The sequence below is a fragment of the Nonomuraea sp. NPDC047529 genome (genome assembly GCF_040642995.1).
GTDB lineage: Bacteria > Actinomycetota > Actinomycetes > Streptosporangiales > Streptosporangiaceae > Nonomuraea.
The window spans coordinates 124,240-144,041 of the sequence record NZ_JBEYTJ010000011.1; the positions used below are offsets into that span (position 1 = coordinate 124,240).

Here is a 19,802-nt window from a genome sequence, read left to right on the forward strand (position 1 = left end):
GCCGTGCCGTCGCCTTCGTCGTCGAGGAAGACCAAATGACCGGACCTGGGGGGATCGCCGGGTCGGAAGATCGCTGGGTGTCGTGCCAGATCCGGAAGAGGACTCATAGACCGTACAGTGTACGGTACGTGGGGGTGTGGTTTACCACAGAGCACATCCGGCAGTCCGCCTCATTACCGGTCTACCCGATCATTCGTAGCCTGGGGGACATGACGGATTGGTTGATTGCGTTGATGGAGAACCTCGGCGCCTTCGGGGCCGGGCTGGCGATCATGCTGGAGAACCTGTTCCCGCCGCTGCCCAGCGAGGTCATCCTGCCCTTGTCCGGCTTCACCGCCGCCAGGGGCGAGCTGGCCCTGCTGGAGGTGCTGGTGTGGACGACGCTCGGCTCCGTCGCCGGGGCGCTGGCGCTGTACGGGGTGGGCGCGATGCTCGGCCGCGAGCGCACGCTGGCCATCGCCGCCAAGCTGCCGCTGGTCAAGGTGTCCGACATCGAGAAGACCGAGGCGTGGTTCCTGCGGCACGGCCGCAAGAGCGTCTTCTTCGGCCGGATGATCCCCGTCTTCCGCAGCCTGATCTCGGTGCCGGCGGGTGTGGAACGTATGCCGCTGGTGACGTTCACGCTGCTCACGACGGCCGGCAGCGCCATCTGGAACACCATCTTCGTGCTTGCGGGATACTTTCTCGGCGAGAACTGGTCGCTGGTGGAGGCCTACGTGGGCATCGGCACCAACGTGGTGATCGGCCTGGTGGCGCTGGCGATCGTGGTCTTCGTCACGGTACGGCTGACGGAACGGCGCAAAGGACGGCATGCGAACCGCCGCTGAAGGGCTGAAGGTGCTGGGCGCGGTGGTCCTGGGCGGGCTCACCGCGCCGGCCGGCGCGCTGTTCCTGCTGCTCACCCTGCCCGTGCTGGGCCGGCCGCGGGTGCGGGAGCGGGCGGCGCGGCTGGCCGCGTTCGAGGCGCGCCGCCTGCGCCTGGACACCGCCGCGCTCGACGCCCTGTCCGGGTGGGACACGCGGCCGGCGCGCTACCTGGCCGCCAGGATCCCGGCCGGGGTGCTGGGCGGGCTGGTGGTGGCGCTGCTGGTGCTGGGCGCGCGCGCCGGGGTGCTGCTGCTGGGGGCCTGGGCCCGGGGCGAGCCCTACGACGGGATGACGCCGACGCCGCCGCTGGTGCTCTACTTCGTGGTCGGCGGGTGCGTGCTGCTGTTCATCGCCCTGTCGGGGCTGGCGGGGGTGCACGCGCTGGAGCGGCGGCTGGCCGGGCGCATGCTGGGGCCCGACCGTACCGAGGCGCTGGAACGCAGGATCGCCGAGCTGGCCGAGAGCCGGGCCGGGATCGTGGCCGCGGTCGACTCCGAGCGCCGCCGGATCGAGCGTGACCTGCACGACGGGCTCCAGCAGCGCCTGGTGGCGTTGTCGATGCTCATCGGGCGGTCCCGGCGGGGGCGTCCGGAGCTGCTGGGGCAGGCGCACGAGCAGGCCCAGCAGGCGCTGGCCGAACTGCGCGAGGTGGCCTGGCGGGTCTATCCCAGCGGGCTGGACTCCCTCGGGCTGGGCGAGGCGCTGGCCGGGGTGGCCGAGCGCGCGGGCGTGCCGGTCACGGTGGTGTGCGAGCTGCCGCTGCGGCCGCCGATGGCGGTGGAGACGGCGGCGTACTTCGTGGTCAGCGAGGCGGTGACCAACGCCGCCAAGCACGCGGCCGCCACGCTGGTGACGGTCGAGGTCAGGCAGGAGGACGACAGGGTGCTCGTACGGGTGGGCGACGACGGGACGGGCGGCGCGCGGCCCTCGGGGGGCGGCCTTTCCGGGCTGGCCAGGCGGGTGGCGGCGCTCGACGGCGCCTTCGAGGTGGTCAGCCCGCCCGGCGGCCCGACGACGGTGTCGGCGGTGCTGCCGTGCGGGTGATCCTGGCCGAGGACTCCACGCTGCTGCGCGAGGGCCTGGTACGCCTGCTGGGCGAGGAGGGCCACCAGGTGCCGGCCGCCGTGAGCGACGGCGAGGCCCTGGTGGCGGCGGTGGCCGAGCACGCCCCGGACGTCGTGGTGGTCGACGTGCGCATGCCGCCGACCCACACCGACGAGGGGCTGCGGGCGGCGCTGGAGATCCGTCGGCGCTGGCCGCACGTCAAGGTTCTGGTGCTGTCGCAGTACGTGGAGAAGCGGTACGCCACCGAGCTGATGAGCGCCGACGTCGAAGGCGTGGGCTACCTGCTGAAGGACCGGGTGGCGCAGGTCGGCGACTTCCTGGACGCGCTGGAGCGGGTGGCGGCCGGCGGCGCGGCCTTCGATCCGGAGGTGGTGCGGCAGCTGCTGGCCCGTACCACGCAGGTCGATCCGCTGGCCCGGCTGACCGCGCGGGAGCGGGAGGTGCTGGAGCGCATGGCCCAGGGCATGACCAACGCCTCGATCGCCGCGCAGTTGCACGTCTCGCAGAGCGCGGTGGAAAAGCACGTCAACTCGCTGTTCGACAAGCTGGGCCTGTCGCACGCCAGCGGGTACAGCCGCCGGGTGCTGGCCGTCCTGCACTTCCTGAAGTCCTGAAGGGGTCCGTTGTGCGCGTGCGTGTCTTCCGTCATGAGGATCTGCCGTCCCTGCGGTCGGTCATGGCGGGGTGGATCGGCCAGGCGGGGCGGTGCGGTTACGACCACGTCGGCGAGCTGCCGCACCGCGTCTATGACAATCTGCGCGACCGCCGTCCGGCCGCCGAGCTGGTACGGCTGTGGGAGGACGGCGACGGCCTGGCCGGGATCGCGATCCTGCTGCGGTTCGGCTGCGCCTTCGACGTCTTCGCCGCGCCGCGGCTGCGTGGCGGGCCGCGGGAGCTGGACATGCTGGAGGAGGCGGCCGGGGCGACCGCGCGGATGATGGACCCGGGTGAGCCGTACGTGCTGACCGACGTCTTCGACTGCGACGCCGCGCGGATCGGCCTGCTGGGACGGGCCGGTTTCGAGCGGTTCCGGGTCTGGGACCACGTCAACGAGCGCGATCTGCGCGACCCGGTGCCCGAGCCGGGCGTGCCGGCCGGGTTCGTGGTGCGGCACGCCGTCGCCGAGGACGCCCATGGGCTGGCCGAGGCGCGCAACGCGGCGTTCGGCGACGACTGGACCGGGCCGCTCTACCGCGCGGCGGTGATGGAGCGGCCCGGCTACGACCCGGCCGACGAGATCGTGGTCCAGGCGCCGGACGGGCGGATCGCGGCCTTCGCGGTCGGCTGGATCGACGAGCGCAACGCGATCGGTCATTTCGAGCCGGTCGGCACCCATCCGGCGTTCTGGCGGCGGGGCCTGGCGCGGGCGGCGATGCTGCACGCGATGCGCCGCATGCGGGCGCTGGGCGTGGGGGTGGTGACGGTGAACCACGACGCGACCAACGTGGCCGCCCGCGAGCTCTACCGTTCGCTGGGTTTCGTCCGGCGGCACGAGACGTTCGGCTTCCGCCGCCCGGTGGGCTGAGCGGCCTACTTGCTCTGGATCTGGCCCAGGGGGTGGGGGGCGGCTCTCAGGGCGGCGCGGGCGTCGGGCCAGGCGGTGTCGCCGGGGTCGAGGGCGGTGCGCAGGTAGGCCGTGGTCAGCCGCTGCAGCAGGGCCAGGCGTTCGGGGCTCTCGTCGGTGGTCTCGGCGACTTGGTGTCCGGCGACGCCGCCGAGGGTGTGCTCGGCGCCGAACAGGGTCAGCAGGCTCTTGTCGCCGGGGCTGAGGTGGTAGCCGTCGGTGAACCAGTCCGGCCCTCGCCTCGACAGCGGGGAGTCGTCCTTGTCGCCGGCGACCAGCAGGGCGGGGGTGGTCATGCCGTCGAAGGCGGGGTTCATGAAGGGGAAGTGCTCGGCGGCGAACGTTGACAGGTCACGGCCGCCCAGGCCGGGGAGGGCGAGCAGCACGCCTGCCTTGACGCGGGGGTCGGACAGGTCCTGTCCTGGCGTGCCGTCGGCGTCCAGGACGCGGGCGCCGAGGAGCATGCCGGCGCTCTGGGCTCCCCAGGAGTGGCCGGCGACGGCCAGGCGGTCGTGGTCCAGGCGTCCGGCCAGGCCGGGGAGGGCGGCTTCCAGGACGTCCAGGTCGTCGATGACGCGCCTGAGGTCCTCGACCCTGACGCGCCAGATCGTGGGGGTGCGGGGGTCGTCGGCGGGCAGGGCGAGGGTGCGGGAGTCGAGGTGGGTGGGTTGCACGACGGCGAAGCCGTGGGCGGCCCAGAAGTCGGCCAGGGGGGCGTAGCCGTCCATGGACCAGCCGTGGCCGTGGGACAGGACGATGACGGGCAGGCGGTCGCCGGTGGCGGGGGCCGAGACGCGGACCTGGAGGTCCTCGCCCCGTCCGGGTGCGGGCAGGACGACCGGCCTGACCGAGACGACCGGGGTGCTGGGCGATGTGGGCATGGGTGTGCCTTCCGGGTGGGTGGTGGCAGGTGGGCGTGGCGGAGGGCAGGGCTTTGCCGCCGGCGCTCCGCTCTGACATCATGAGCAAGCGGGACTGTGTCCCGTTTTGACGATACGGGACCGTGTCCCGTTTAGCAATCCGGAGGGAACGGCGTGGACCACTCGCGTCCGAAACGGGCTGATGCCCGGCGTAACGAGGAGAACCTGCTCCGCGCGGCCGCCGCGGTGTTCCTCACCTCGGGCGTGGAGGCGCCGATCCGTGACATCGCGGCCGAGGCCGGGGTCGGGACCGCCACGATCTACCGCCATTTCCCGACCCGGGCCGACCTGGTCATCGCCGTCTACCGTCACCAGGTCGAGTCCTGCGCCGAGGCCGGTCCGGCGCTGCTGGCCTCCTCCGCGAGCCCGTACGCGGCGCTGGGGCAGTGGATCGACCTGTTCGTCGACTTCCTGGTCACCAAGCACGGGCTGGCCGCGGTGCTGCAGCCGGACAACACCGGCTTCCAGACGTTGCACGCCTACTTCCTGGACCGGCTGGTGCCGGTGTGCGCGCGCCTGCTGGAGGCCGCGGCGGCCGCCGGTGAGATCCGCGCCGGCCTGGACGCCTTCGAGCTCATGCGCGGGGTGGGGAACCTGTGCATCGGGGCCGGCGCCGACCCCCGCTACGACGCCCGCCGCCTGGTCGGGTTCCTCGTGGCGGGGCTGGGCCGGTGAAAGGGTGACCGTAGGAGAACCGTAAGCCGGACCCGCGAGACTTCGGGCACATCACGACACGGCGTGGCCGGACGGCCCCGCCCCCGCATGGAGGGTCATCATGAGGACGATCAGCGCAAACCTGTTCATCTCGCTCGACGGTGTCATCCAGGACCCGGCCGACTGGCACTTCCCGTACTTCAACGATGAGATGGGCGCGGCGGTGACGTCGCAGATGGCCGACACGATGCTGCTGGGCCGCAAGACCTACGACAGCTTCGCCGGGGCGTGGCCGCAGCGCGAGGAGGCGGGCGGCGAGGACGCCGATTTCGCCAGGACGATCGGCGACGCGCGCAAGATCGTGGTGTCCCGTCAGCCGCTGGAGTTCACCTGGCGCAACTCCGAGCTGCTGCAGGGCGACCTGGTCAAGGCCGTGACCGAGCTGAAGTCCGAGCCGGGCGGCCGGATCGCGATGAGCGGCTCGGTCTCGGTGGTCCGCCGGCTCCTGGCCGCCGGGCTGCTGGACGAGCTGCACCTGCTCGTGCACCCGATCGCGGTGCGCAAGGGCGAGCGGCTGTTCGACGAGGGGGACACCCCGATCCCGCTGGAGCTGGTCAGCTCCCAGACGTTCACCACGGGCGTGTTGTACCTGGTCTACCGTCCCGCCGCGGCCGTGGGCGAGGGCTCCTACGACGACGCCAAGGCCCATCTGCCCCAGGACGTCCGGTAACGCTCGGTAACGCGCGTCGCACAGGTCCGGTCCCGCCTCGCGCGGGGCCGGGCCTGTGGCGCGTCTCGGGCGGGATCGGGCCTGTGGCGTGTCCGGTCCCGCCTCGGGCCGGGCCGCTCCAGCCCGGGCCGGGTCTGTGGTGTGTGCCGGGTCAGCGTGCCAGCAGGTCGTCCACTTCGGCGGCGAAGAGCAGGGCGGGGTCGAAGCCCATGCCGGTGAAGTGGCCGGCCAGTTCCAGGGACAGCACGCCGTGGACCCGGGTCCAGAAGCTGAGCGCCTGGTGCAGGACGGCGGGCGGGGCGGGGTGGCCGGCGGCCCAGTCGCCATGGTCGGCCAGGTGGCGTTCAAGCAGGCTGGCGGGCTGCTCTGGCTGCTCGGGCGGGGTGGCCGAGCCGGCGTCGAGCAGGAGCGTCATGATCTGGGATGAGATGGCGGTGATGTCGTCGGGGGCGTGGTAGCCGGGGACGGGGGTGCCGTAGATGAGCAGGTACCGCTGGGGGTCACGCAGAGCCCAGCCGCGTACGGCGTGAGCAAGCACGGCCAGGCCACCGCCTTCCTCGCTGCTTGTCCCGCCGTTTTTCCCGGCGGCTTCTTCTGCGGCTGTTCGGAGGGTGTCGGCGAGGCTGCGGTAGGCGTCGCGGATGAGTTCGGTGATCAGCTCGTCGCGGTTGGCGTAGTAGCGGTAGAGCGCGGGGCCGCTCATGCCCATCTGTTTGGCGATCGCGTTGAGGGACAGCGCGGAGGCTCCGGTGGTGGCGATCTGCCGCCAGGCGTGTTCCTTGATCTCGGCGCGGACCTGGGCGCGGTAGCGCTCGCGCGGGGTCGCCGTGCCGGTGTCGGCCATGGTCATGCCGCCTTCCGCTACACCTCAGAAATTTAGTTAGAGGCTATCACGAACGTTGTTGACACTCCTCTCGTCGCACCGTTATAACTTCTAACGAACGCACGAGCTTCTAGCCGCCCGTGGCCGTCCAGGTGAAGGGGAAACGTCATGACCAGCACGTACCAACCGCCCGCCCGTACCGGCCGCGGCACGCCGGTGGCGGTGAGCGTCGCCGCCTGGGCGGTCCCCGTCATGGTCGTCGGCCAGTTCGCGCTGCTGGCGGCCGTTCCGGTCGCGGTCGTGCTGGTCGGCGCCCTGCGTCACGCCCGGGACCGGGTGGTGCGATGGGCGGCCGTGCTGGTCGCCCTCACCTACGCGGCGCCGCTGGCCGTGTGGCTGGTCCGGTCCGACGCGGCGCCGAGCCTGTCGAAGGACATGCACCCCGCCTTCGCCGTGCTGATCGTCGCCGCCTGCGCCGCCCTGGTCGCGGCCGTCCTGCGGGCCGGCCGCCGCTGAGGCGTCCCCCTTCGATCTCGATCCCTCAACGAGAGGAACACCACCATGTTCAGCAACATCCGTATCGCCTCGTTCCTGATCCCGCTGGCCGTCGCCGGCGTCCTGGCGGGCAACGTCCCGGCCGCCCAGGCCACCACTCACGGGTCCCGGTGCCGCGGGGAGGGCGTGGACGCCTCGGCCCGCATCCGCTACCACGCCGACATCGTGATCAAGGCTCCGCTGAGCAGGATCTTCCGGCTGCAGACCCGGGTGGAGGGGTGGCCCGACTGGCAGAAGCCCGTCCTGTCCAGCAAGCGCCTCGACCACGGCCCGCTGCGCGCCGGGTCGTCGTGGCGCTGGACCACCCCGGCTCCGGCCACCGCCACGACCCCGGCCACCACCATGCACATCACCTCCACCCTGCGCCGCCTCAAGAGCGAGGACTGCCTGCTGTGGAGCGGCCCGGCGGTCGGCGAGGGCGTGCGCATCGACCAGGGCGTGCACCTGTGGACGTTCACCCGGGTCAAGGGCGGTGTGCGCGTGCACACCGAGGAGACCTGGACCGGCGCCCAGGTCGAGGCCGACGTGGCCACCTCCACCAAGCTCCTCGGCGCGGGGCTGGAGGCGTGGCTGCGCGACCTGAAGACCGCCGCCGAGTCCCGCTGACCGCCCGCGCCCTGTGACGCACGCCACCGTCGCCGGATGTCACAGGGCGGCGGCGGCCGGCGTCCTGTGCGTGTGGCAGGGTCGAGAACCGACAGGCAGGAGCAGATTGTGAGCCAGAGCGCCGAACCGGCGGACCAGTCCGACAGCGCGACCCAGACGTTCGTCGCCCATCGCAACCTGCTGTTCACCGTCGCCTACGAGATGCTGGGCTCGGCCGCCGACGCCGAGGACATCCTGCAGGAGACCTGGTTGCGGTGGGCGTCGATCGAGCTGGAGGGCGTGCGTGACCGGCGCGCGTTCCTGGTCCGCATGGTCACCCGGAAGGCCCTGACCCGGCTGCGCACCCTGCGCCGGCGTAAGGAGTCCTACGTCGGCCCGTGGCTGCCCGAGCCGCTGCTGACCTCGCCGGACGTGGCCGAGGACGTCGAGCTGGCCGAGAGCGTCTCGATGGCCATGCTGCTGGTGCTGGAGACGCTCCATCCCACCGAGCGCGCGGTGTTCGTGCTGCGGGAGGTGTTCGGCCTGGACTACGACGAGATCGCCGAGGCCGTCGCCAAGACCCCGGCGGCGGTGCGGCAGATCGCCCACCGCGCCCGGGGCCATGTGGCCGCGCGCCGTCCCCGCGCGAGCGTCTCGGCCGAGCAGGCCCGCCAGGCGCTGACGGCCTTCCAGGGCGCGATCGAGACCGGCGACCTGCGGGGCCTGCTCGACCTGCTGGCGCCGGACGTCGTCCTGCTCACCGACGGCGGCGGCGTGGTGCGGGCCGCGCTCGCGCCGGTCGAGGGCGCGCTCACGGTGGCCGAGGTGCTGTCCAGGATCGCCGGCGCGGCCCGTCTGCGCCCGGCCCAGGTCAACGGGCATCCGGCCTTGATCGTCGAGATCGACGGCGAGGTCGACTCCGTCCTGGCCATCCGCCTGGACGACGGTCTCATCAGCGGCCTGTACGCCGTGCGCAACCCCGGCAAGTTGTCGCGGGTCGAACACGAAACCGTCGTGACCCGCTGACACGACGCGCCGACATCGACATCCGGGTGCGGCAGGCGCCCGGTCGCCGATCATGTCCCGTCACAGGACGCGGTCCAGGAAGGCCAGGATCGTGCGGGCCAGGGTGACGCGGTGGTCCGACAGGGCGTGGTCGGTGGGGAAGAGGTGGTGTTCGAGGCGTTCGACGGGTTGTGCCTGGTAGGCGGCGACGAGGGGATCGTGGTGCAACTCGTTCGGGGTGACGGCGTCGTGGCCGGTGCCGATGAGGAGCACGGGGCGTCCGGCCAGCCGTGGTGCGAGCCGGGCCAGTTGCCAGGTGTCGCCGGCCGCCTCCATCTCGCCGACCAGCGCCTGCCCGCTGGTGCCGCGCAAGGGAGCCAGCTCGCCGTCGAACGCCTTGACGTACCGGGCGCGAACCTCGGCGTCGTCCCGGCACAGCGCGGCGGCCGCGCCGAGGTCGAACGCGGCGGCGGAGGCGACGGCGGCCACGGACGGATGGGCCGCCGCCGTCATCAACGCCGCGAACCCGCCCATGCTGTGACCGGCCAGCGCCAGACGCCGCAGGTCGAGCCGATGAGCCTCGGCGAGGCCGGGCAGCCCGGTGACGACGGCGGCCGCGTCCTCCAGCACGTGCCCCCAGGACCACGAACCGCCGACGCCCCACGATCCCCGGTAGTGGAACACCAGGCCGGCGTACCCGGCGCGACGCAGTGCCTGGGCGAGGTCGAAGTTGCGTTCGTTGCCGGGGAATCCGTGCAGCAGCACGACGGTGGGGTGCGGGCCGCGTCCGGCGGGCACGTGCAGCACGCCGAGCAGGCGCTCGCCTCCGCTGTCGAACGTCACCTCCGGCGTGGTGGCCGGGAATTCGGGGTCACGCGGCGGGTCGGCGGCAAGCGGATCAAACATGGGTGAACTCCCCGAGATCGAACCGATCGGTACGAGCCGAGACGTTAGCATCGGATCGAACCGACCGGTACTATCTGTGCCATGCCCGTGGCCAAAGGCTCCACGATCGACCCCGCCCGCACTCGCGCCGCCATCCTGGGCGCCGCCACCGAGCTGCTGTACGAGCACGGCCTCGACGGCATCGGCGTCGCCGGACTGTGCTCCGGCATCGGCATCTCCAAGGAGACCCTCTACCGCCACTTCGGCACCAAGGACGGCCTGGTCGAAGCCGTGCTGCGGGAGCGCAGCGACCGGGTCGCACACCGGCTGGCCTCCTGCGCCCAAGCCGCGGGCGACGATCCGCGCGCCCGGCTGGCCGCGGTGTTCGACGCTCTGCGGCAGTGGTACGACGACCCGGTCTTCCGCGGCTGCGCCCTGCTGAACGCCGCCGCCCAGCACCACACCGATCCCGTACGGGCCATCACCGCCCGCCACCTGGACCGTTACCTTGAGCTGCTGACCGGCATCGCCGAACGCGCCGGGGCCGCCGATCCGCGACTTCTGGGACGGCAGCTGTTGATGCTGGTCGAGGGCGCTACCGTCGTGGCAGCCCACCACGACAGCACCGACGCCGCCGACCAGGCCCGCCAAGCCGCCTTGACCTTGCTCTCCGCCGCCACACCCCACACCTAGCAACCCCAGTCCCCGGCCCGCACGCCTCTCCCTGTCGCGCTCCGCCCTGTCGCGCTCCACCCTGCCCTGCCCCGCCTCGCTGCGCTTCGCCTGGCTGCGACCGGCCGCCCCCAGGGCCGCCCCGCGCAGTCCCGAACTCAGCCGACCGTCCTTGGTGCGCGATGGGGGCCGTTCCGTAACAACCGGCGGCGGGGGGCCCTCCGCCCGCCTTCGAAGCCGTTCTGCGCGCCCGACAATCCGCACCCACGCGGGGGCTCTCGCGTGCTCACCACCCCGCCCGTCTTCACCACCCCACCCGAACGCCACCCCGCCTTCGCCTCTCGCCGCCCGCCCAGGGCCCCGCCCGCGCGGAGGCTTTCGGGTGTCGCCGTCCGGCCCGAGGCCGCGCCACCGTCGCCTTTCGCGGTCCCGCCCCCAAGCCCGCGCCGTCGCCGCGTTTCACGGCCCGCTCCCGTGGCCGCTGCGCCGTTGAGCAGCGCGTATCCCATGCCACCGGCCACCTCCACGCCCCAGAATGTCGGACAAGGGAAGTCGTCTTGACAACTTCATTTGTCGGTGGGAAGGTTGAGCCACCTCAAGGACTCAAGGAGAGCGACAATCATGAGAAAGATCACCGCGGGCCTGTTCATCTCCCTCGACGGCGTCGTCGAGGCCCCCGACACCTGGCACTTCCCGTACTTCAACGACGAGATGGGCCAGTCGGTCGGCGAGCAGATGCAGGCCGCCGACGCCATGTTGCTGGGCCGGAACACCTACGAGGAGTTCGCCGCCTACTGGCCGAACCAGGACCCCGAGAAGGAGCCGATGGCCGAGGCGATGAACTCGCAGACCAAGTACGTCGTCTCCACCACGCTGACCTCGCCGTCCTGGCAGAACACCGAGGTCGTCAGCCTGGCCGACCTGGCGGCGCTGCGGGAGCGCCCCGGTGGGAACATCTCCGTCGTGGGCAGCGGCACCCTGGTCGTCTCGCTGCTGCGCGAGGGCCTGCTCGACGAGCTCAACCTGCTGCTCCACCCGATCGTCGTCGGCTCGGGCAAGCGGCTGTTCGACGACGCGCGCGAGCAGATCCCGCTCCGCCTGACCACCTCCACCACCTTCAGCACCGGCGTGCTGAACCTGATCTACACGAAGGCATGACATGACCGCCAAGACCGTCGCCGACAAGCTGCTCATCAAGCCGCGAAGCAGCGTGTGGGTCTCCGACCCCGCCCACCGGCCGCTCCTGGGGCCGCTGCCGGAGGGCGCCCAGGAGGCCGAAGCCGTCAGGGACGCGGACGTCGCGTTGATCTTCGCCTCCGACGCCGCCGCGGCCCACCGCATCCTGGACGAGCACCGCGACGAGCTCACCACCCCGCCCGTGGTCTGGGTGGCCTACCCCAAGGGCAACAAGTCCGACATCAACCGCGACACGCTGTGGCCCATCGTCGGCGAGTACGGGCTGCGTCCCAACGGCCAGGTGGCGGTGGACGAGGTGTGGTCGGCGCTGCGCTTCCGCGCCCTGAAGGAGGGCGAGCCCCCGTTCACCGGCGGCCGCGGCTGACCCCGCAACCCCGTCGGACGCCCCCGCCAAATCCAGCCCCCCAGGCCAAACCCAGCCCCCAGGCGAAACCCACACCCCGGGAAGCCCCGCGCCCTCGCCGGAAGCCGGTCGGCGACGGCCCCGCCCGGTAAAGGCCCACCCGAAGTCAGGCGGGCAGGTCGTCGCCCAGCACCATCAGCAGATGCTCGTCGTCGCCGTGCAAGACCGTGCCCGCGTGCCGGAACCCGTGACGTTCCAGCAACCGCACCGAACCGGTGTTGCCCGCGAAGGGGTCGGCGTGCAGGGGCCTGGTCCTCTCCTCCGCCAGGAACAGCCCCAGCGCCGTGGTGCCGACGCCGTGGCCCCAGTGGGAGCGGCCCAGCCAGTAGCCGACGAACCGCCGCCTGCCCTCCCACCAGGACACGATGTTCCCGGCCACCTCCCCGTCGACCGTGACCGCGCGCACCAGGACGGTGGGATCGCCGAGCACCCGGGTGGCCCAGTGGGTCATGAAGGCCGCCCGCTCACGCGGGACGAACCTGGACCGCCGGACGGCCTCCTCGTCGTGCTCCTGCTCCAGGAACACCTCCAGATCGGCCTCCTGGACGGGCCGCAGCCGCACGTCATCGCTCATGCCCGCCGAGTGTGCCACCAGGCACCGACAGTTCTCCGGCGGCACGCCCGCAAGGCGGCCGTTTCCATCACCCAACGTGATCGCCACCCCGGCCTTGAGCTGCGGACGAGGGATTTTACCCGGCCATCGAGCTTCACGGAGAGTGACATGGGGTAGTCACGGTGCAGAGTCGCCCGCTCGGGCAGGGAGGAGGAGCGCATGACAGGCAGAGCCGTCAGCGAGCCGGGGGCCGTCGTCGAGGTGCCGGCGGCCACGCTCGCAGGCGGCGGTGTCGCGGCCCAGGTCGCGACGGGCCCGGGCACGTTCCCGGGCAGGGCCGCGGGCCGCTGCGGCCATCACGGTCGCCCCGACGTTCACCCCCATGACGCGGGGCAGGCCGCTGTGCGCAGCAGGGCCGCGTACCGCCGGGCCGGGCACGCCAGGCCGTACCTCACCGCGTACGGTCTGGCCGGCCACGGCGGGAGTTCCTTGCCCGGGTCGTGATCCCGAGGCCGGTCCCGCCGCCGATGCTGACTTCCCCAGTCCTCAGCCCCGGCGGCGGGGCCTTCTCATGCACCCGCCCGTGTCACCTCCGCCAGCCGCCTGGCCAGGTAGCGGCGCTCGGCCTCGGCGGGGGCCAGGCCGAGCGCCCGCCGGTAGGCGGTGGCGGCCTCGTCCCGGCGTTGCAGGCGGCGCAGCAGGTCGGCCCGGGTGGCGTGCAGCAGGTGGTAGTCGCCGAGCGCGCCGGTGGCGGCCAGGCGGTCCACCAGCGCGAGCCCCGCCGCGGGGCCGTCCGCCATGGCGACGGCCACGGCGCGGTTGAGCTCGACCACGGGGGAGGGCAGCAGCGTGGCCAGCCGCCCGTACAGGACGGCGATCTGCGGCCAGTCGGTCGCGGCGGGCTCGGCCGCGGTGGCGTGGCAGGCGGCGATGGCGGCCTGCACCTGGTACGGCCCGGCCGCCCGCCGGGCCAGTGCCGTCTCCAGCACGAGCAGGCCCTCCTCGATCTCGGCGCGGTTCCACAGCGTGCGGTCCTGCTCCTCCAGCGGCACCAGCGTGCCGTCGCCGGAGGTCCTGGCGGGGCGGCGGGCGTGGTGCAGCAGCATGAGGGCCAGCAGGCCGCCGGTCTCGGGCTCGCCGGGCAGCAGGCCCGGCCAGCAGCCGGGCCAGCCGGATCGCCTCCTCACCCGGCCCGCGCGGCCCGACACCGGAACGGACCTCGCTCTCACCCGGCCCGCCGCCGGAGCGCCCCTCGCTCTCGTCCCATGCGGGCAGGCCGGAGTAGCCCTCGTTGAACAGCAGGTACAGAACGCCCAGCACAGCCTGGAGACGTTCGGGCAGCAGGTGCGGCGGCGGCACGCGGAAGGGGATGCCGGCCTGGCGGATCCTGCGTTTGGCGCGGACCAGGCGCTGCGACATCGTCGCCTCCGGCACCAGGAACGCCCGCGCGATCTCGGCGGTGCCCAGCCCGGCCAGCGTCCGCAGGATGAGGGCGACCTGCGCGGGCAGCGGCAACGCCGGATGGCAGCAGGTGAACATCAGCCGCAGCCGGTCGTCGGGGAAGTCGTCGGCCGGTGGGGGACCGGCCTGCGCGGCCAGGGCGGCCTGGCGGAGTTTGACGGCTCCGGCCCGCTCGCGGCGCAGCCGGTCCAGGGCGCGGTTGCGGGCGGTGGTGGTCAGCCAGGCCCCCGGCCGGTCCGGTACGCCGTCGCGCGGCCAGCGTTCCAGGGCGGCGGCGAAGGCGTCCTGGGCGCACTCCTCGGCCAGGTCCCAGTCGCCGGTGAGCCGGATGAGGGCGGCCACGACCGTGCCCCATTCGGCGCGGAAGACCGCCTCCAGGTCGTTCACGGCTCCAGGACGGGCCTGATCTCGATCGAGCCGTAGCGGGCCACCGGGTGGGCGGCGGCGATCTCGACCGCCTCCCGCATGCCCTCGCACTCGATCAGGGTGAACCCGCCGATCTGGTCCTTGGTCTCGGCGAACGGCCCGTCGGTGAGCAGCACGTCGCCCGCGCGCACGCGCACGGTGGTGGCCTCGGCGGCCGGTCGCAGCCCCACGCCGCCCCGGACGACGTCGCGTCCGGTCATCTCCGCGCTCCAGCCGCCGCACCCGTGCAGCGCGATCTCCTCCGGCACGTCGGATTCGTCCAGCCCGATCATGAGCACGTACTTCATGTCCCCGAGGATAGCCAGCACGAGGAGGCGGGCGATGAGACCGGTGTACGCGGGTGCGGCCGTGCAGGTCGCGGCGCCGCCGCAGGAGGTGTTCGCGCTGATCACCGACTGGCCGCGGCATCGCGAATGGATGTTCATGACGTCGGCTCGGCAGGTGGGCGAGCGGCGGGTGGAGGCCTACACCGGGGTGCGGCCGGTGGGGTTCCTGGACACGATGACGATCCTGGTGTGGGAGCCGCCGTCGTACGTGCTGATGGAGCACACCGGGCGGCTGGTGCGCGGCCGGGGCGCGATCCGGGTGCGGCCGTGGCGGGGCGGCAGCCGGGTGATCTGGGCCGAGGAGCTGCTGCTGCCGCTGGGCGCGGCCGGACGGGCGTTGTGGCCGGTGACGCGGCCGATCGTGACGGCCCTGGCCCGGCATTCGCTGCTCCGGCTGGCACGCCTGCTGCCGCCCGGCCCGGACTAGGTGGCGTCGTGGACGACCAGGGCCAGCTGCACCCGGTTGTCCAGGCCCGCCTTGGTCAGGATGCGGGAGATGTACCCCTTGACGGTGCCCACGCTCATGTGCAGCTCGCCGGCGATGACCGCGTTGGGCTTGCCCTGCCCGACCGCGAGCGCCACCTGCCGCTCGCGTGCGCTGAGGGCCGACAGCACGCGGCGGGCCTCGGCGCGCCGCTGGTCGTCCTCCTCGGGCATCAGGTGGGCGATCAGGCTGCGGGTGACGCTGGGCGACAGGCTGGGCTCGCCGGCCATCACCCGCCTGATCGCCTCGACGATGCCCTCGGGAGGGGTGTCCTTGAGCAGGAAGCCGCCGGCTCCGGCGCGCAGCGCCCGCAGGACGTGCTCGTCGGCGTCGAAGGTGGTCAGGATGATGACGTGCGGGGCGCCGGTGCGGGCGCGCAGACGCCGGGTGGCCTCGATGCCGTCGAGGCCGGCCATGCGGATGTCCATCAGCACCACGTCGGGGGCGTGCTCGCCGACGGCGGCCTGGACGTGGGCGCCGTCGGCCACGGCGCCGACCACGCGCAGGTCGGGGGCGCCCTTGAGCATCAGCGTCAGCCCGGTGCGGACGAGCGCGTCGTCGTCGACGATCAGCACCCGGATCGGGCCGGGCTCACTCGGCGGCTCACTGGGCGGCTCACTGGGCGGCTGGCTCACGGGGCCATGGTAGCCGTGCGGCCAGCCGGAACCCGCCGTCCGCGGCCGGTCCCCGTTCCAGCCGGCCGCCGGCCAGGGTGACGCGTTCCTCCAGTCCGGCCAGCCCGGCTCCGGCGCCGGTGGCGGCCAGCGCCGGACGCGGCCCGGCGGGCGCGGGGTTGCGCACCTCGACGGTCAGCTCCCGGCCGGCGGCGCCGCCGACCTCGACGGTGACGGGACGGCCGGGGGCGTGCTTGCGGGCGTTGGTCAGACCCTCCTGCACGACGCGGTAGGCGGTGCGCCGGGTCGCCTCGGGCACATCGGCGAAGCGTACGCCGTCCTGGCGCAGGTCCACGCGCATCCCGGCCCGCCGTGACTCCTCCACCAGCGGCGCCAGGGCCGCCGGCGCCGGCGGCGTGGACGGGCTCTGCCGCAGCACCCCGATGACGCCGCGCAGCTCCTGCAACGCCTGGTGGGCGCTGGAGCGGATGACCTCGGCCGCCTCGGCGACCTCACCGGGGGTGGCGGCGGCGTTGAAGCCCAGCGCCCCGGCGTGCACGGCCAGCAGCGACAGCCGGTGGGCCAGCACGTCGTGCATCTCGCGGGCGATGTCCAGGCGTTCGGCGCGGCGGGCCTCCTCGGCGCGGCGCCGCTGGTCGGCCTCGGCGCGGCGGGCGCGTTCGGCCAGCGAGGCCAGCAGTTGCCGCCGCGTCCTGGCCAGGATGCCCCAGCCGGTGACCGCCCCGCCGAACAGCACGGCGACCAGCGCCCACACCGGGTACGGCGCCAGCCCCGGCGGCCGCAGCGCGAACCTGGCCAGCGAGGCGGCCACCCACGCCAGCCCGACCGCGACGGCGGCGGGCGGGCGCCGGTGGAGCGCGACCAGGAGCGTGGCGATCCCGGCCGCCACCGACGCGGCGGCCGCCGGCACCGACAGCGCGACGGCGACCAGCCCGGCGGCCACCGGACTGCGGCGGCACCACCACAGCGCCGCGCACGCCGCCGCCCCGCCCGCCACATCCGCCCACAGGTACCAGCCGGGCGTGCCGGGGGTCAGGTCTCCCCCCACCACCGAGACGGCCGCGGCCAGGGCGAGCACGACCCCGCCCGCGGCCGCCGCCCCCGCCCGCCACGACCGCCCGCCGACCTGCCCCACCAGCGCCCGTCTTCCCGCCGCCTGCCCGGCCTGATCCTCGCCGCCCGTCTGCGGGCCGCCCGCCCCGAACACCATGGCCGATCGTAGCCCGCGCCCGCCGAGCCGGCCGGCAACCCCGGTCACCGGCCATGACAACCAAAGTCACCTCCGGCTCACGACCGCGGTGGCCACGGACCGGCCGCAAGGCAGCAGCGCCGAGCCCCCGCCGCGGGCGAGCGTGAGGTCATGGTCTCCCTTCGGGCACGCGGCCGGTGGGCCGCGCTTGTGCTGGCCGGGCTCACCCCGGTCCTCGCCGAGCTGACGCTCGGCAATCCGCCGCTGCGCCAGGCGTGGCTGCTGCTGGTGTGGACGCCCATCTACGGCGCCGGCACCCTGCTGATCCGCGACCTGGTACGCCGGGCCGGCCGCGGATGGGGGTCGGTGCTGCTGCTGGGGGCGGCGTACGGGATCGTGGAGGAGGGGCTGGCGCTGCAGGCCCTGACCAGCCCCACCCTGTACGGCGCCGCGGGCTGGGCGCCGCGCGTCCTGGGCCTCAACAGCGCCTACGCCGAGCTCAACATCCCCTACCACGCGGTGTTCAGCGTGGCGCTGCCGATCCTGCTGGCCGACCTGCTGTTCCCGTCGCTGCGCGAGCGCCCCTACCTGGGGCGGGCCGGGCTGGCGGCGACGGGTGTGGTGTTCGTCCTGGGCGGGCTGCTGCTGCGCTGGACGGCCACCTTCATGGACCCCGGCTACCTGGCGCCGTGGCCGATGACGGCGGGGCTGCTGCTGGCGGTCGCGGCGCTGGCCGTGCTCGCGCTGCGCGTCCTGCCGCCGACCGCACCCCCGCCCGCCGGGGTTGCGGGGGACGTTCCCGCCCCGGCGGTGGTCGCGGCCGGGGCGGCCGTCGTCGCGTTCGGGTACCTGGCGCTGCTGTTCCCCTTCGGCGGCGCCCGCCATCCGGCCTTCACCCAGGGCGGCTGGGTGGTGGCGCCGATGGTGGCCGCCGCGCTCCTGGCGGTGACGGCAGGGCTGCTGCTCCGGCGGTGGGCGGTGGGCGGCGCCTGGCGGGACCGCCACAGCCTGGCCCTGGCCGGTGGCGCGCTGGCCGGGCACACCGCGTTCGGGGTGCTGGCCAACGCCGAGACGGTCGCCGACCGGGCCGGGCTGGCCGTGCTCGGGCTGGCGGTGGCCACCCTGCCGGCGCTCCTGGCCCGCCGCAGCCGCTGACCCGGCTGCGCTCAGGAGACGGGCACCGGCGGGTGGGCGTGGCGGCGTACGGCGGCGGCGAACGCGCCGATCAGCGGGTGCGGCCGCCGCCCGTCGCCGGCCAGCTCCGGCTGGAACAGCGTGCCGACGAAGAACGGGTGCCCGGGCAGCTCGGCCACCCGCACCATGCCGTCCTCGGCGTGGCCGGAGAAGACGAGCCCGTGCTCGGCCAGCGTCCGGCGGTAGGCGTCGTTGAGGCCGTAGGAACAGCTGTAGGCCTCCACGACGGAGGTGGCCCCCATGATCTGCTCGACCCGCGAGCCGGGGGTCAGGCGCACCAGGCCCTCGTGCCCGACCAGCGAGCACGACAGCGGCTCCACCAGGAACGCCTGCGCGGCGCCGGGGGTGTTCTCGGCGTGGGCGACGTCCAGCCCGCACACGTTGCGGCCGTACTCCAGCAGCATGTGCTGGAAACCGCCGCACGTGCCCAGGAACGGGATGCCCAGCTCCCGGGCGGTGCGGGCGGCGTTGACCGCGCCGGCCTCGCTGACGTACGGGCTGCCGGGCACGATCCAGATGCCGTCGAAGCCGCCGAGGTCGTCGGCCTCGGTGCTCGGGATCCAGTACGGGTCCAGGGCGATGCCGTCACGCTCACGCAGCGCCTCGATCAGCCGGGGGATGCGGACATGCGAACGGACACTGGGAGAACGGTCTCCCACCAGGGCGATTCTCATGCCCCCATCGTGGCCCCCACCCCCGCTTAAGCACCAACGATGATGTCTGCACCTGCTATAAGCATTACTGATGGACCCGAATCTGTTGCGCACCTTCGTGACCGTGGCCCGCCACCGGTCCTTCTCGGCCGCCGCCCACGAGCTCGGCTACACCCAGTCGGCGATCTCCCAGCAGGTCGCGGCGCTGGAGGCCGACCTGGGCCTGCCGCTGCTGAACCGCCGCCCGGTGGAGCCCACCGCGGCCGGCGAACGGCTGCTGGAGCACGCGGCGCCGCTGCTGCTGCGCCTGCGGGCGGCACGCGCCGACGTGTTGCGGGCGGCCGCCCAGCCGGCCCACCGCCTGCGCCTGGCCGCCACCCCGCTGGCCGTCAACGCCGTGCTGGCCGAACGGCTGGCCGCAGCGCGCGCGGCCCAGCCGCGCCTGCACGTGGTGGTGCGCACCTGCGGCCGGGAACACCTGGCCGAGCTGCTGGCCGAGGGCGAGGCCGACCTGGGGCTGGCTGATGGCATCGCCGCCCCCAGCGACCCGCTGCGCCTGCCGGAGTCGGGGCCGATGACCACGGTGGGGGTCGGCGAGGAGGACCTGGTGGTGGCGCTGCCGCCGGGCCATCCGCTGGCGGGCAGACGGGCCCTGCGCCTGGCCGACCTCGTCGACGCCCGCTGGCTGCAGACGCCGCTGTGCCCGTTGCCGCGCCTGCGCGACCTGGCCGGTGACGGCTTCGCCGCCGCGATGGTCTACGAGGGCGACGACGTGCACACCGTGCTCAACCTGGTGGCCGCCGGGCACGGGCTGACGCTGCTGCCGGCCTCGGCCGGGCCGGGGGTGCCGCTGGTGGCGCCACGCCTGGTGCACCGGGTGGAACTGCTGCACGGCACGCTGCCGCCCGGCCCGGCCACCGCCCTGGCCCGGGCGCTGGCCGGCCCGCCGGGCTGAC

The 19,802-nt window shown here is 73.8% G+C and carries 25 protein-coding genes and 1 pseudogene; 16 read left to right on the forward strand and 10 right to left on the reverse strand.

What is annotated here, in order from left to right:
• Positions 1-209: 209 nt before the first annotated feature.
• Genes ABZ815_RS19665 through ABZ815_RS19680 form a run of 4 tightly spaced genes read left to right on the forward strand, consistent with a single transcriptional unit; the run spans position 210 to position 3,457 of the window.
• Complete coding sequence (locus ABZ815_RS19665) at positions 210-827, forward strand: DedA family protein (RefSeq protein WP_357699714.1); 618 nt, start codon at positions 210-212, stop codon at positions 825-827.
• The gene (locus ABZ815_RS19670) at positions 811-1,911 is read left to right on the forward strand and encodes a histidine kinase (RefSeq protein WP_357699716.1); all 1,101 of its coding nucleotides are present in this window, start codon (positions 811-813) and stop codon (positions 1,909-1,911) included. Before ABZ815_RS19665 ends, ABZ815_RS19670 begins: the two co-directional genes overlap by 17 nt.
• A complete protein-coding gene (locus ABZ815_RS19675; RefSeq protein WP_357699718.1) occupies positions 1,902-2,546 on the forward strand; it encodes a response regulator transcription factor in 645 nt (214 codons plus the stop codon). Before ABZ815_RS19670 ends, ABZ815_RS19675 begins: the two co-directional genes overlap by 10 nt.
• 11 nt (positions 2,547-2,557) lie before the next feature.
• The gene (locus ABZ815_RS19680) at positions 2,558-3,457 is read left to right on the forward strand and encodes a GNAT family N-acetyltransferase (RefSeq protein ID WP_357699720.1); all 900 of its coding nucleotides are present in this window, start codon (positions 2,558-2,560) and stop codon (positions 3,455-3,457) included.
• Positions 3,458-3,462: 5 nt separating this feature from the next.
• Here ABZ815_RS19680 and ABZ815_RS19685 read toward each other — a convergent pair whose 3' ends face one another.
• Positions 3,463-4,377 (reverse strand): chlorophyllase, encoded by a 915-nt coding sequence (locus tag ABZ815_RS19685; protein ID WP_357699722.1) that lies wholly within the window; start codon positions 4,375-4,377, stop codon positions 3,463-3,465.
• A 153-nt stretch (positions 4,378-4,530) separates the two neighbouring features.
• Here ABZ815_RS19685 and ABZ815_RS19690 point away from each other — a divergent pair, with 153 nt between their 5' ends.
• A complete protein-coding gene (locus tag ABZ815_RS19690) occupies positions 4,531-5,091 on the forward strand; it encodes a TetR/AcrR family transcriptional regulator (RefSeq protein ID WP_357699724.1) in 561 nt (186 codons plus the stop codon).
• Positions 5,092-5,191: 100 nt separating this feature from the next.
• Positions 5,192-5,800, forward strand: coding sequence for a dihydrofolate reductase family protein (locus tag ABZ815_RS19695; RefSeq protein WP_357699725.1), 609 nt, complete (start codon positions 5,192-5,194; stop codon positions 5,798-5,800).
• A gap of 151 nt (positions 5,801-5,951) precedes the next feature.
• Here ABZ815_RS19695 and ABZ815_RS19700 read toward each other — a convergent pair whose 3' ends face one another.
• Positions 5,952-6,650 (reverse strand): TetR/AcrR family transcriptional regulator, encoded by a 699-nt coding sequence (locus ABZ815_RS19700; RefSeq protein WP_357699727.1) that lies wholly within the window; start codon positions 6,648-6,650, stop codon positions 5,952-5,954.
• Between the two features lie 141 nt (positions 6,651-6,791).
• Between ABZ815_RS19700 and ABZ815_RS19705 the strand changes: the two genes are divergently transcribed.
• From ABZ815_RS19705 to ABZ815_RS19715, 3 genes are all read left to right on the forward strand, one after another.
• Positions 6,792-7,139: a hypothetical protein gene (locus ABZ815_RS19705; RefSeq protein ID WP_357699729.1), complete on the forward strand. Its 348-nt coding sequence runs from the start codon at positions 6,792-6,794 to the stop codon at positions 7,137-7,139.
• A gap of 45 nt (positions 7,140-7,184) precedes the next feature.
• The gene (locus ABZ815_RS19710) at positions 7,185-7,784 is read left to right on the forward strand and encodes an SRPBCC family protein (protein ID WP_357699731.1); all 600 of its coding nucleotides are present in this window, start codon (positions 7,185-7,187) and stop codon (positions 7,782-7,784) included.
• A 108-nt stretch (positions 7,785-7,892) separates the two neighbouring features.
• On the forward strand, positions 7,893-8,789 hold the full coding sequence (locus ABZ815_RS19715) for an RNA polymerase sigma-70 factor (protein ID WP_357699733.1): 897 nt from the start codon (positions 7,893-7,895) through the stop codon (positions 8,787-8,789).
• A gap of 60 nt (positions 8,790-8,849) precedes the next feature.
• Here the strand turns inward: ABZ815_RS19715 and ABZ815_RS19720 are convergent, their stop codons facing one another.
• Positions 8,850-9,674: an alpha/beta fold hydrolase gene (locus tag ABZ815_RS19720; RefSeq protein ID WP_357699735.1), complete on the reverse strand. Its 825-nt coding sequence runs from the start codon at positions 9,672-9,674 to the stop codon at positions 8,850-8,852.
• Positions 9,675-9,755: 81 nt separating this feature from the next.
• Here ABZ815_RS19720 and ABZ815_RS19725 point away from each other — a divergent pair, with 81 nt between their 5' ends.
• From ABZ815_RS19725 to ABZ815_RS19735, 3 genes are all read left to right on the forward strand, one after another.
• A complete protein-coding gene (locus ABZ815_RS19725) occupies positions 9,756-10,346 on the forward strand; it encodes a TetR/AcrR family transcriptional regulator (protein WP_357699737.1) in 591 nt (196 codons plus the stop codon).
• A 600-nt stretch (positions 10,347-10,946) separates the two neighbouring features.
• A complete protein-coding gene (locus ABZ815_RS19730; protein ID WP_357699739.1) occupies positions 10,947-11,483 on the forward strand; it encodes a dihydrofolate reductase family protein in 537 nt (178 codons plus the stop codon).
• A 1-nt stretch (position 11,484) separates the two neighbouring features.
• Positions 11,485-11,886 (forward strand): hypothetical protein, encoded by a 402-nt coding sequence (locus tag ABZ815_RS19735; protein WP_357699741.1) that lies wholly within the window; start codon positions 11,485-11,487, stop codon positions 11,884-11,886.
• A 145-nt stretch (positions 11,887-12,031) separates the two neighbouring features.
• Here the strand turns inward: ABZ815_RS19735 and ABZ815_RS19740 are convergent, their stop codons facing one another.
• Positions 12,032-12,499, reverse strand: a complete 468-nt coding sequence (locus ABZ815_RS19740) for a GNAT family protein (RefSeq protein WP_357699743.1) — start codon at positions 12,497-12,499, stop codon at positions 12,032-12,034.
• 198 nt (positions 12,500-12,697) lie between these two features.
• On the opposite strand from ABZ815_RS19740, the gene ABZ815_RS19745 reads away from it, so the two are divergent.
• Positions 12,698-12,982 carry a hypothetical protein gene (locus tag ABZ815_RS19745; RefSeq protein ID WP_357699745.1) on the forward strand — a complete coding sequence of 95 codons (285 nt, stop codon included), beginning with the start codon at positions 12,698-12,700 and terminating at the stop codon, positions 12,980-12,982.
• A gap of 65 nt (positions 12,983-13,047) precedes the next feature.
• On the opposite strand, the gene ABZ815_RS19750 is transcribed toward ABZ815_RS19745, so the two are convergent.
• From ABZ815_RS19750 to ABZ815_RS19760, 3 genes and pseudogenes are all read right to left on the reverse strand, one after another.
• Complete coding sequence (locus ABZ815_RS19750; RefSeq protein WP_357699747.1) at positions 13,048-13,686, reverse strand: DUF6596 domain-containing protein; 639 nt, start codon at positions 13,684-13,686, stop codon at positions 13,048-13,050.
• 226 nt (positions 13,687-13,912) lie between these two features.
• Positions 13,913-14,416, reverse strand: a pseudogene (locus ABZ815_RS19755) (sigma factor); the annotation flags it as partial.
• On the reverse strand, positions 14,323-14,652 hold the full coding sequence (locus ABZ815_RS19760) for a YciI family protein (RefSeq protein ID WP_357699749.1): 330 nt from the start codon (positions 14,650-14,652) through the stop codon (positions 14,323-14,325). The gene ABZ815_RS19760 and the pseudogene ABZ815_RS19755, both read right to left, overlap by 94 nt.
• Positions 14,653-14,686: 34 nt before the next feature.
• On the opposite strand from ABZ815_RS19760, the gene ABZ815_RS19765 reads away from it, so the two are divergent.
• Complete coding sequence (locus ABZ815_RS19765; RefSeq protein WP_357699751.1) at positions 14,687-15,118, forward strand: SRPBCC family protein; 432 nt, start codon at positions 14,687-14,689, stop codon at positions 15,116-15,118.
• Here ABZ815_RS19765 and ABZ815_RS19770 read toward each other — a convergent pair.
• Entirely contained in the window at positions 15,115-15,810 is a 696-nt protein-coding gene (locus ABZ815_RS19770; RefSeq protein ID WP_357699753.1) for a response regulator transcription factor, read from the reverse strand. The genes ABZ815_RS19765 and ABZ815_RS19770 overlap by 4 nt on opposite strands.
• Positions 15,791-17,080: a histidine kinase gene (locus tag ABZ815_RS19775; protein WP_357699755.1), complete on the reverse strand. Its 1,290-nt coding sequence runs from the start codon at positions 17,078-17,080 to the stop codon at positions 15,791-15,793. Before ABZ815_RS19775 ends, ABZ815_RS19770 begins: the two co-directional genes overlap by 20 nt.
• A gap of 90 nt (positions 17,081-17,170) precedes the next feature.
• Here ABZ815_RS19775 and ABZ815_RS19780 point away from each other — a divergent pair, with 90 nt between their 5' ends.
• The gene (locus ABZ815_RS19780; RefSeq protein ID WP_357699757.1) at positions 17,171-18,154 is read left to right on the forward strand and encodes a hypothetical protein; all 984 of its coding nucleotides are present in this window, start codon (positions 17,171-17,173) and stop codon (positions 18,152-18,154) included.
• 11 nt (positions 18,155-18,165) lie between these two features.
• Here ABZ815_RS19780 and ABZ815_RS19785 read toward each other — a convergent pair whose 3' ends face one another.
• Positions 18,166-18,867, reverse strand: coding sequence for a hypothetical protein (locus ABZ815_RS19785; RefSeq protein WP_357699759.1), 702 nt, complete (start codon positions 18,865-18,867; stop codon positions 18,166-18,168).
• Positions 18,868-18,937: 70 nt separating this feature from the next.
• Between ABZ815_RS19785 and ABZ815_RS19790 the strand changes: the two genes are divergently transcribed.
• Positions 18,938-19,801, forward strand: coding sequence for a LysR family transcriptional regulator (locus tag ABZ815_RS19790; RefSeq protein WP_357699761.1), 864 nt, complete (start codon positions 18,938-18,940; stop codon positions 19,799-19,801).
• The last annotated feature ends 1 nt before the right edge of the window (position 19,802 follow it).

What these genes read in the sequence shown, in the direction of transcription:
- ABZ815_RS19685 (WP_357699722.1), bottom strand. Translation starts at nt 4,377, where the DNA reads ATGCCCACATCGCCCAGCACCCCGGTCGTCTCGGTCAGGCCGGTCGTC.
- ABZ815_RS19710 (WP_357699731.1), top strand. Translation starts at nt 7,185, where the DNA reads ATGTTCAGCAACATCCGTATCGCCTCGTTCCTGATCCCGCTGGCCGTC.
- ABZ815_RS19760 (WP_357699749.1), bottom strand. Translation starts at nt 14,652, where the DNA reads ATGAAGTACGTGCTCATGATCGGGCTGGACGAATCCGACGTGCCGGAG.
- ABZ815_RS19780 (WP_357699757.1), top strand. Translation starts at nt 17,171, where the DNA reads ATGGTCTCCCTTCGGGCACGCGGCCGGTGGGCCGCGCTTGTGCTGGCC.
- ABZ815_RS19725 (WP_357699737.1), top strand. Translation starts at nt 9,756, where the DNA reads ATGCCCGTGGCCAAAGGCTCCACGATCGACCCCGCCCGCACTCGCGCC.
- ABZ815_RS19785 (WP_357699759.1), bottom strand. Translation starts at nt 18,867, where the DNA reads ATGAGAATCGCCCTGGTGGGAGACCGTTCTCCCAGTGTCCGTTCGCAT.
- ABZ815_RS19720 (WP_357699735.1), bottom strand. Translation starts at nt 9,674, where the DNA reads ATGTTTGATCCGCTTGCCGCCGACCCGCCGCGTGACCCCGAATTCCCG.
- ABZ815_RS19670 (WP_357699716.1), top strand. Translation starts at nt 811, where the DNA reads ATGCGAACCGCCGCTGAAGGGCTGAAGGTGCTGGGCGCGGTGGTCCTG.
- ABZ815_RS19705 (WP_357699729.1), top strand. Translation starts at nt 6,792, where the DNA reads ATGACCAGCACGTACCAACCGCCCGCCCGTACCGGCCGCGGCACGCCG.
- ABZ815_RS19740 (WP_357699743.1), bottom strand. Translation starts at nt 12,499, where the DNA reads ATGAGCGATGACGTGCGGCTGCGGCCCGTCCAGGAGGCCGATCTGGAG.
- ABZ815_RS19665 (WP_357699714.1), top strand. Translation starts at nt 210, where the DNA reads ATGACGGATTGGTTGATTGCGTTGATGGAGAACCTCGGCGCCTTCGGG.
- ABZ815_RS19735 (WP_357699741.1), top strand. Translation starts at nt 11,485, where the DNA reads ATGACCGCCAAGACCGTCGCCGACAAGCTGCTCATCAAGCCGCGAAGC.
- ABZ815_RS19765 (WP_357699751.1), top strand. Translation starts at nt 14,687, where the DNA reads ATGAGACCGGTGTACGCGGGTGCGGCCGTGCAGGTCGCGGCGCCGCCG.
- ABZ815_RS19790 (WP_357699761.1), top strand. Translation starts at nt 18,938, where the DNA reads ATGGACCCGAATCTGTTGCGCACCTTCGTGACCGTGGCCCGCCACCGG.
- ABZ815_RS19745 (WP_357699745.1), top strand. Translation starts at nt 12,698, where the DNA reads ATGACAGGCAGAGCCGTCAGCGAGCCGGGGGCCGTCGTCGAGGTGCCG.
- ABZ815_RS19695 (WP_357699725.1), top strand. Translation starts at nt 5,192, where the DNA reads ATGAGGACGATCAGCGCAAACCTGTTCATCTCGCTCGACGGTGTCATC.
- ABZ815_RS19700 (WP_357699727.1), bottom strand. Translation starts at nt 6,650, where the DNA reads ATGACCATGGCCGACACCGGCACGGCGACCCCGCGCGAGCGCTACCGC.
- ABZ815_RS19730 (WP_357699739.1), top strand. Translation starts at nt 10,947, where the DNA reads ATGAGAAAGATCACCGCGGGCCTGTTCATCTCCCTCGACGGCGTCGTC.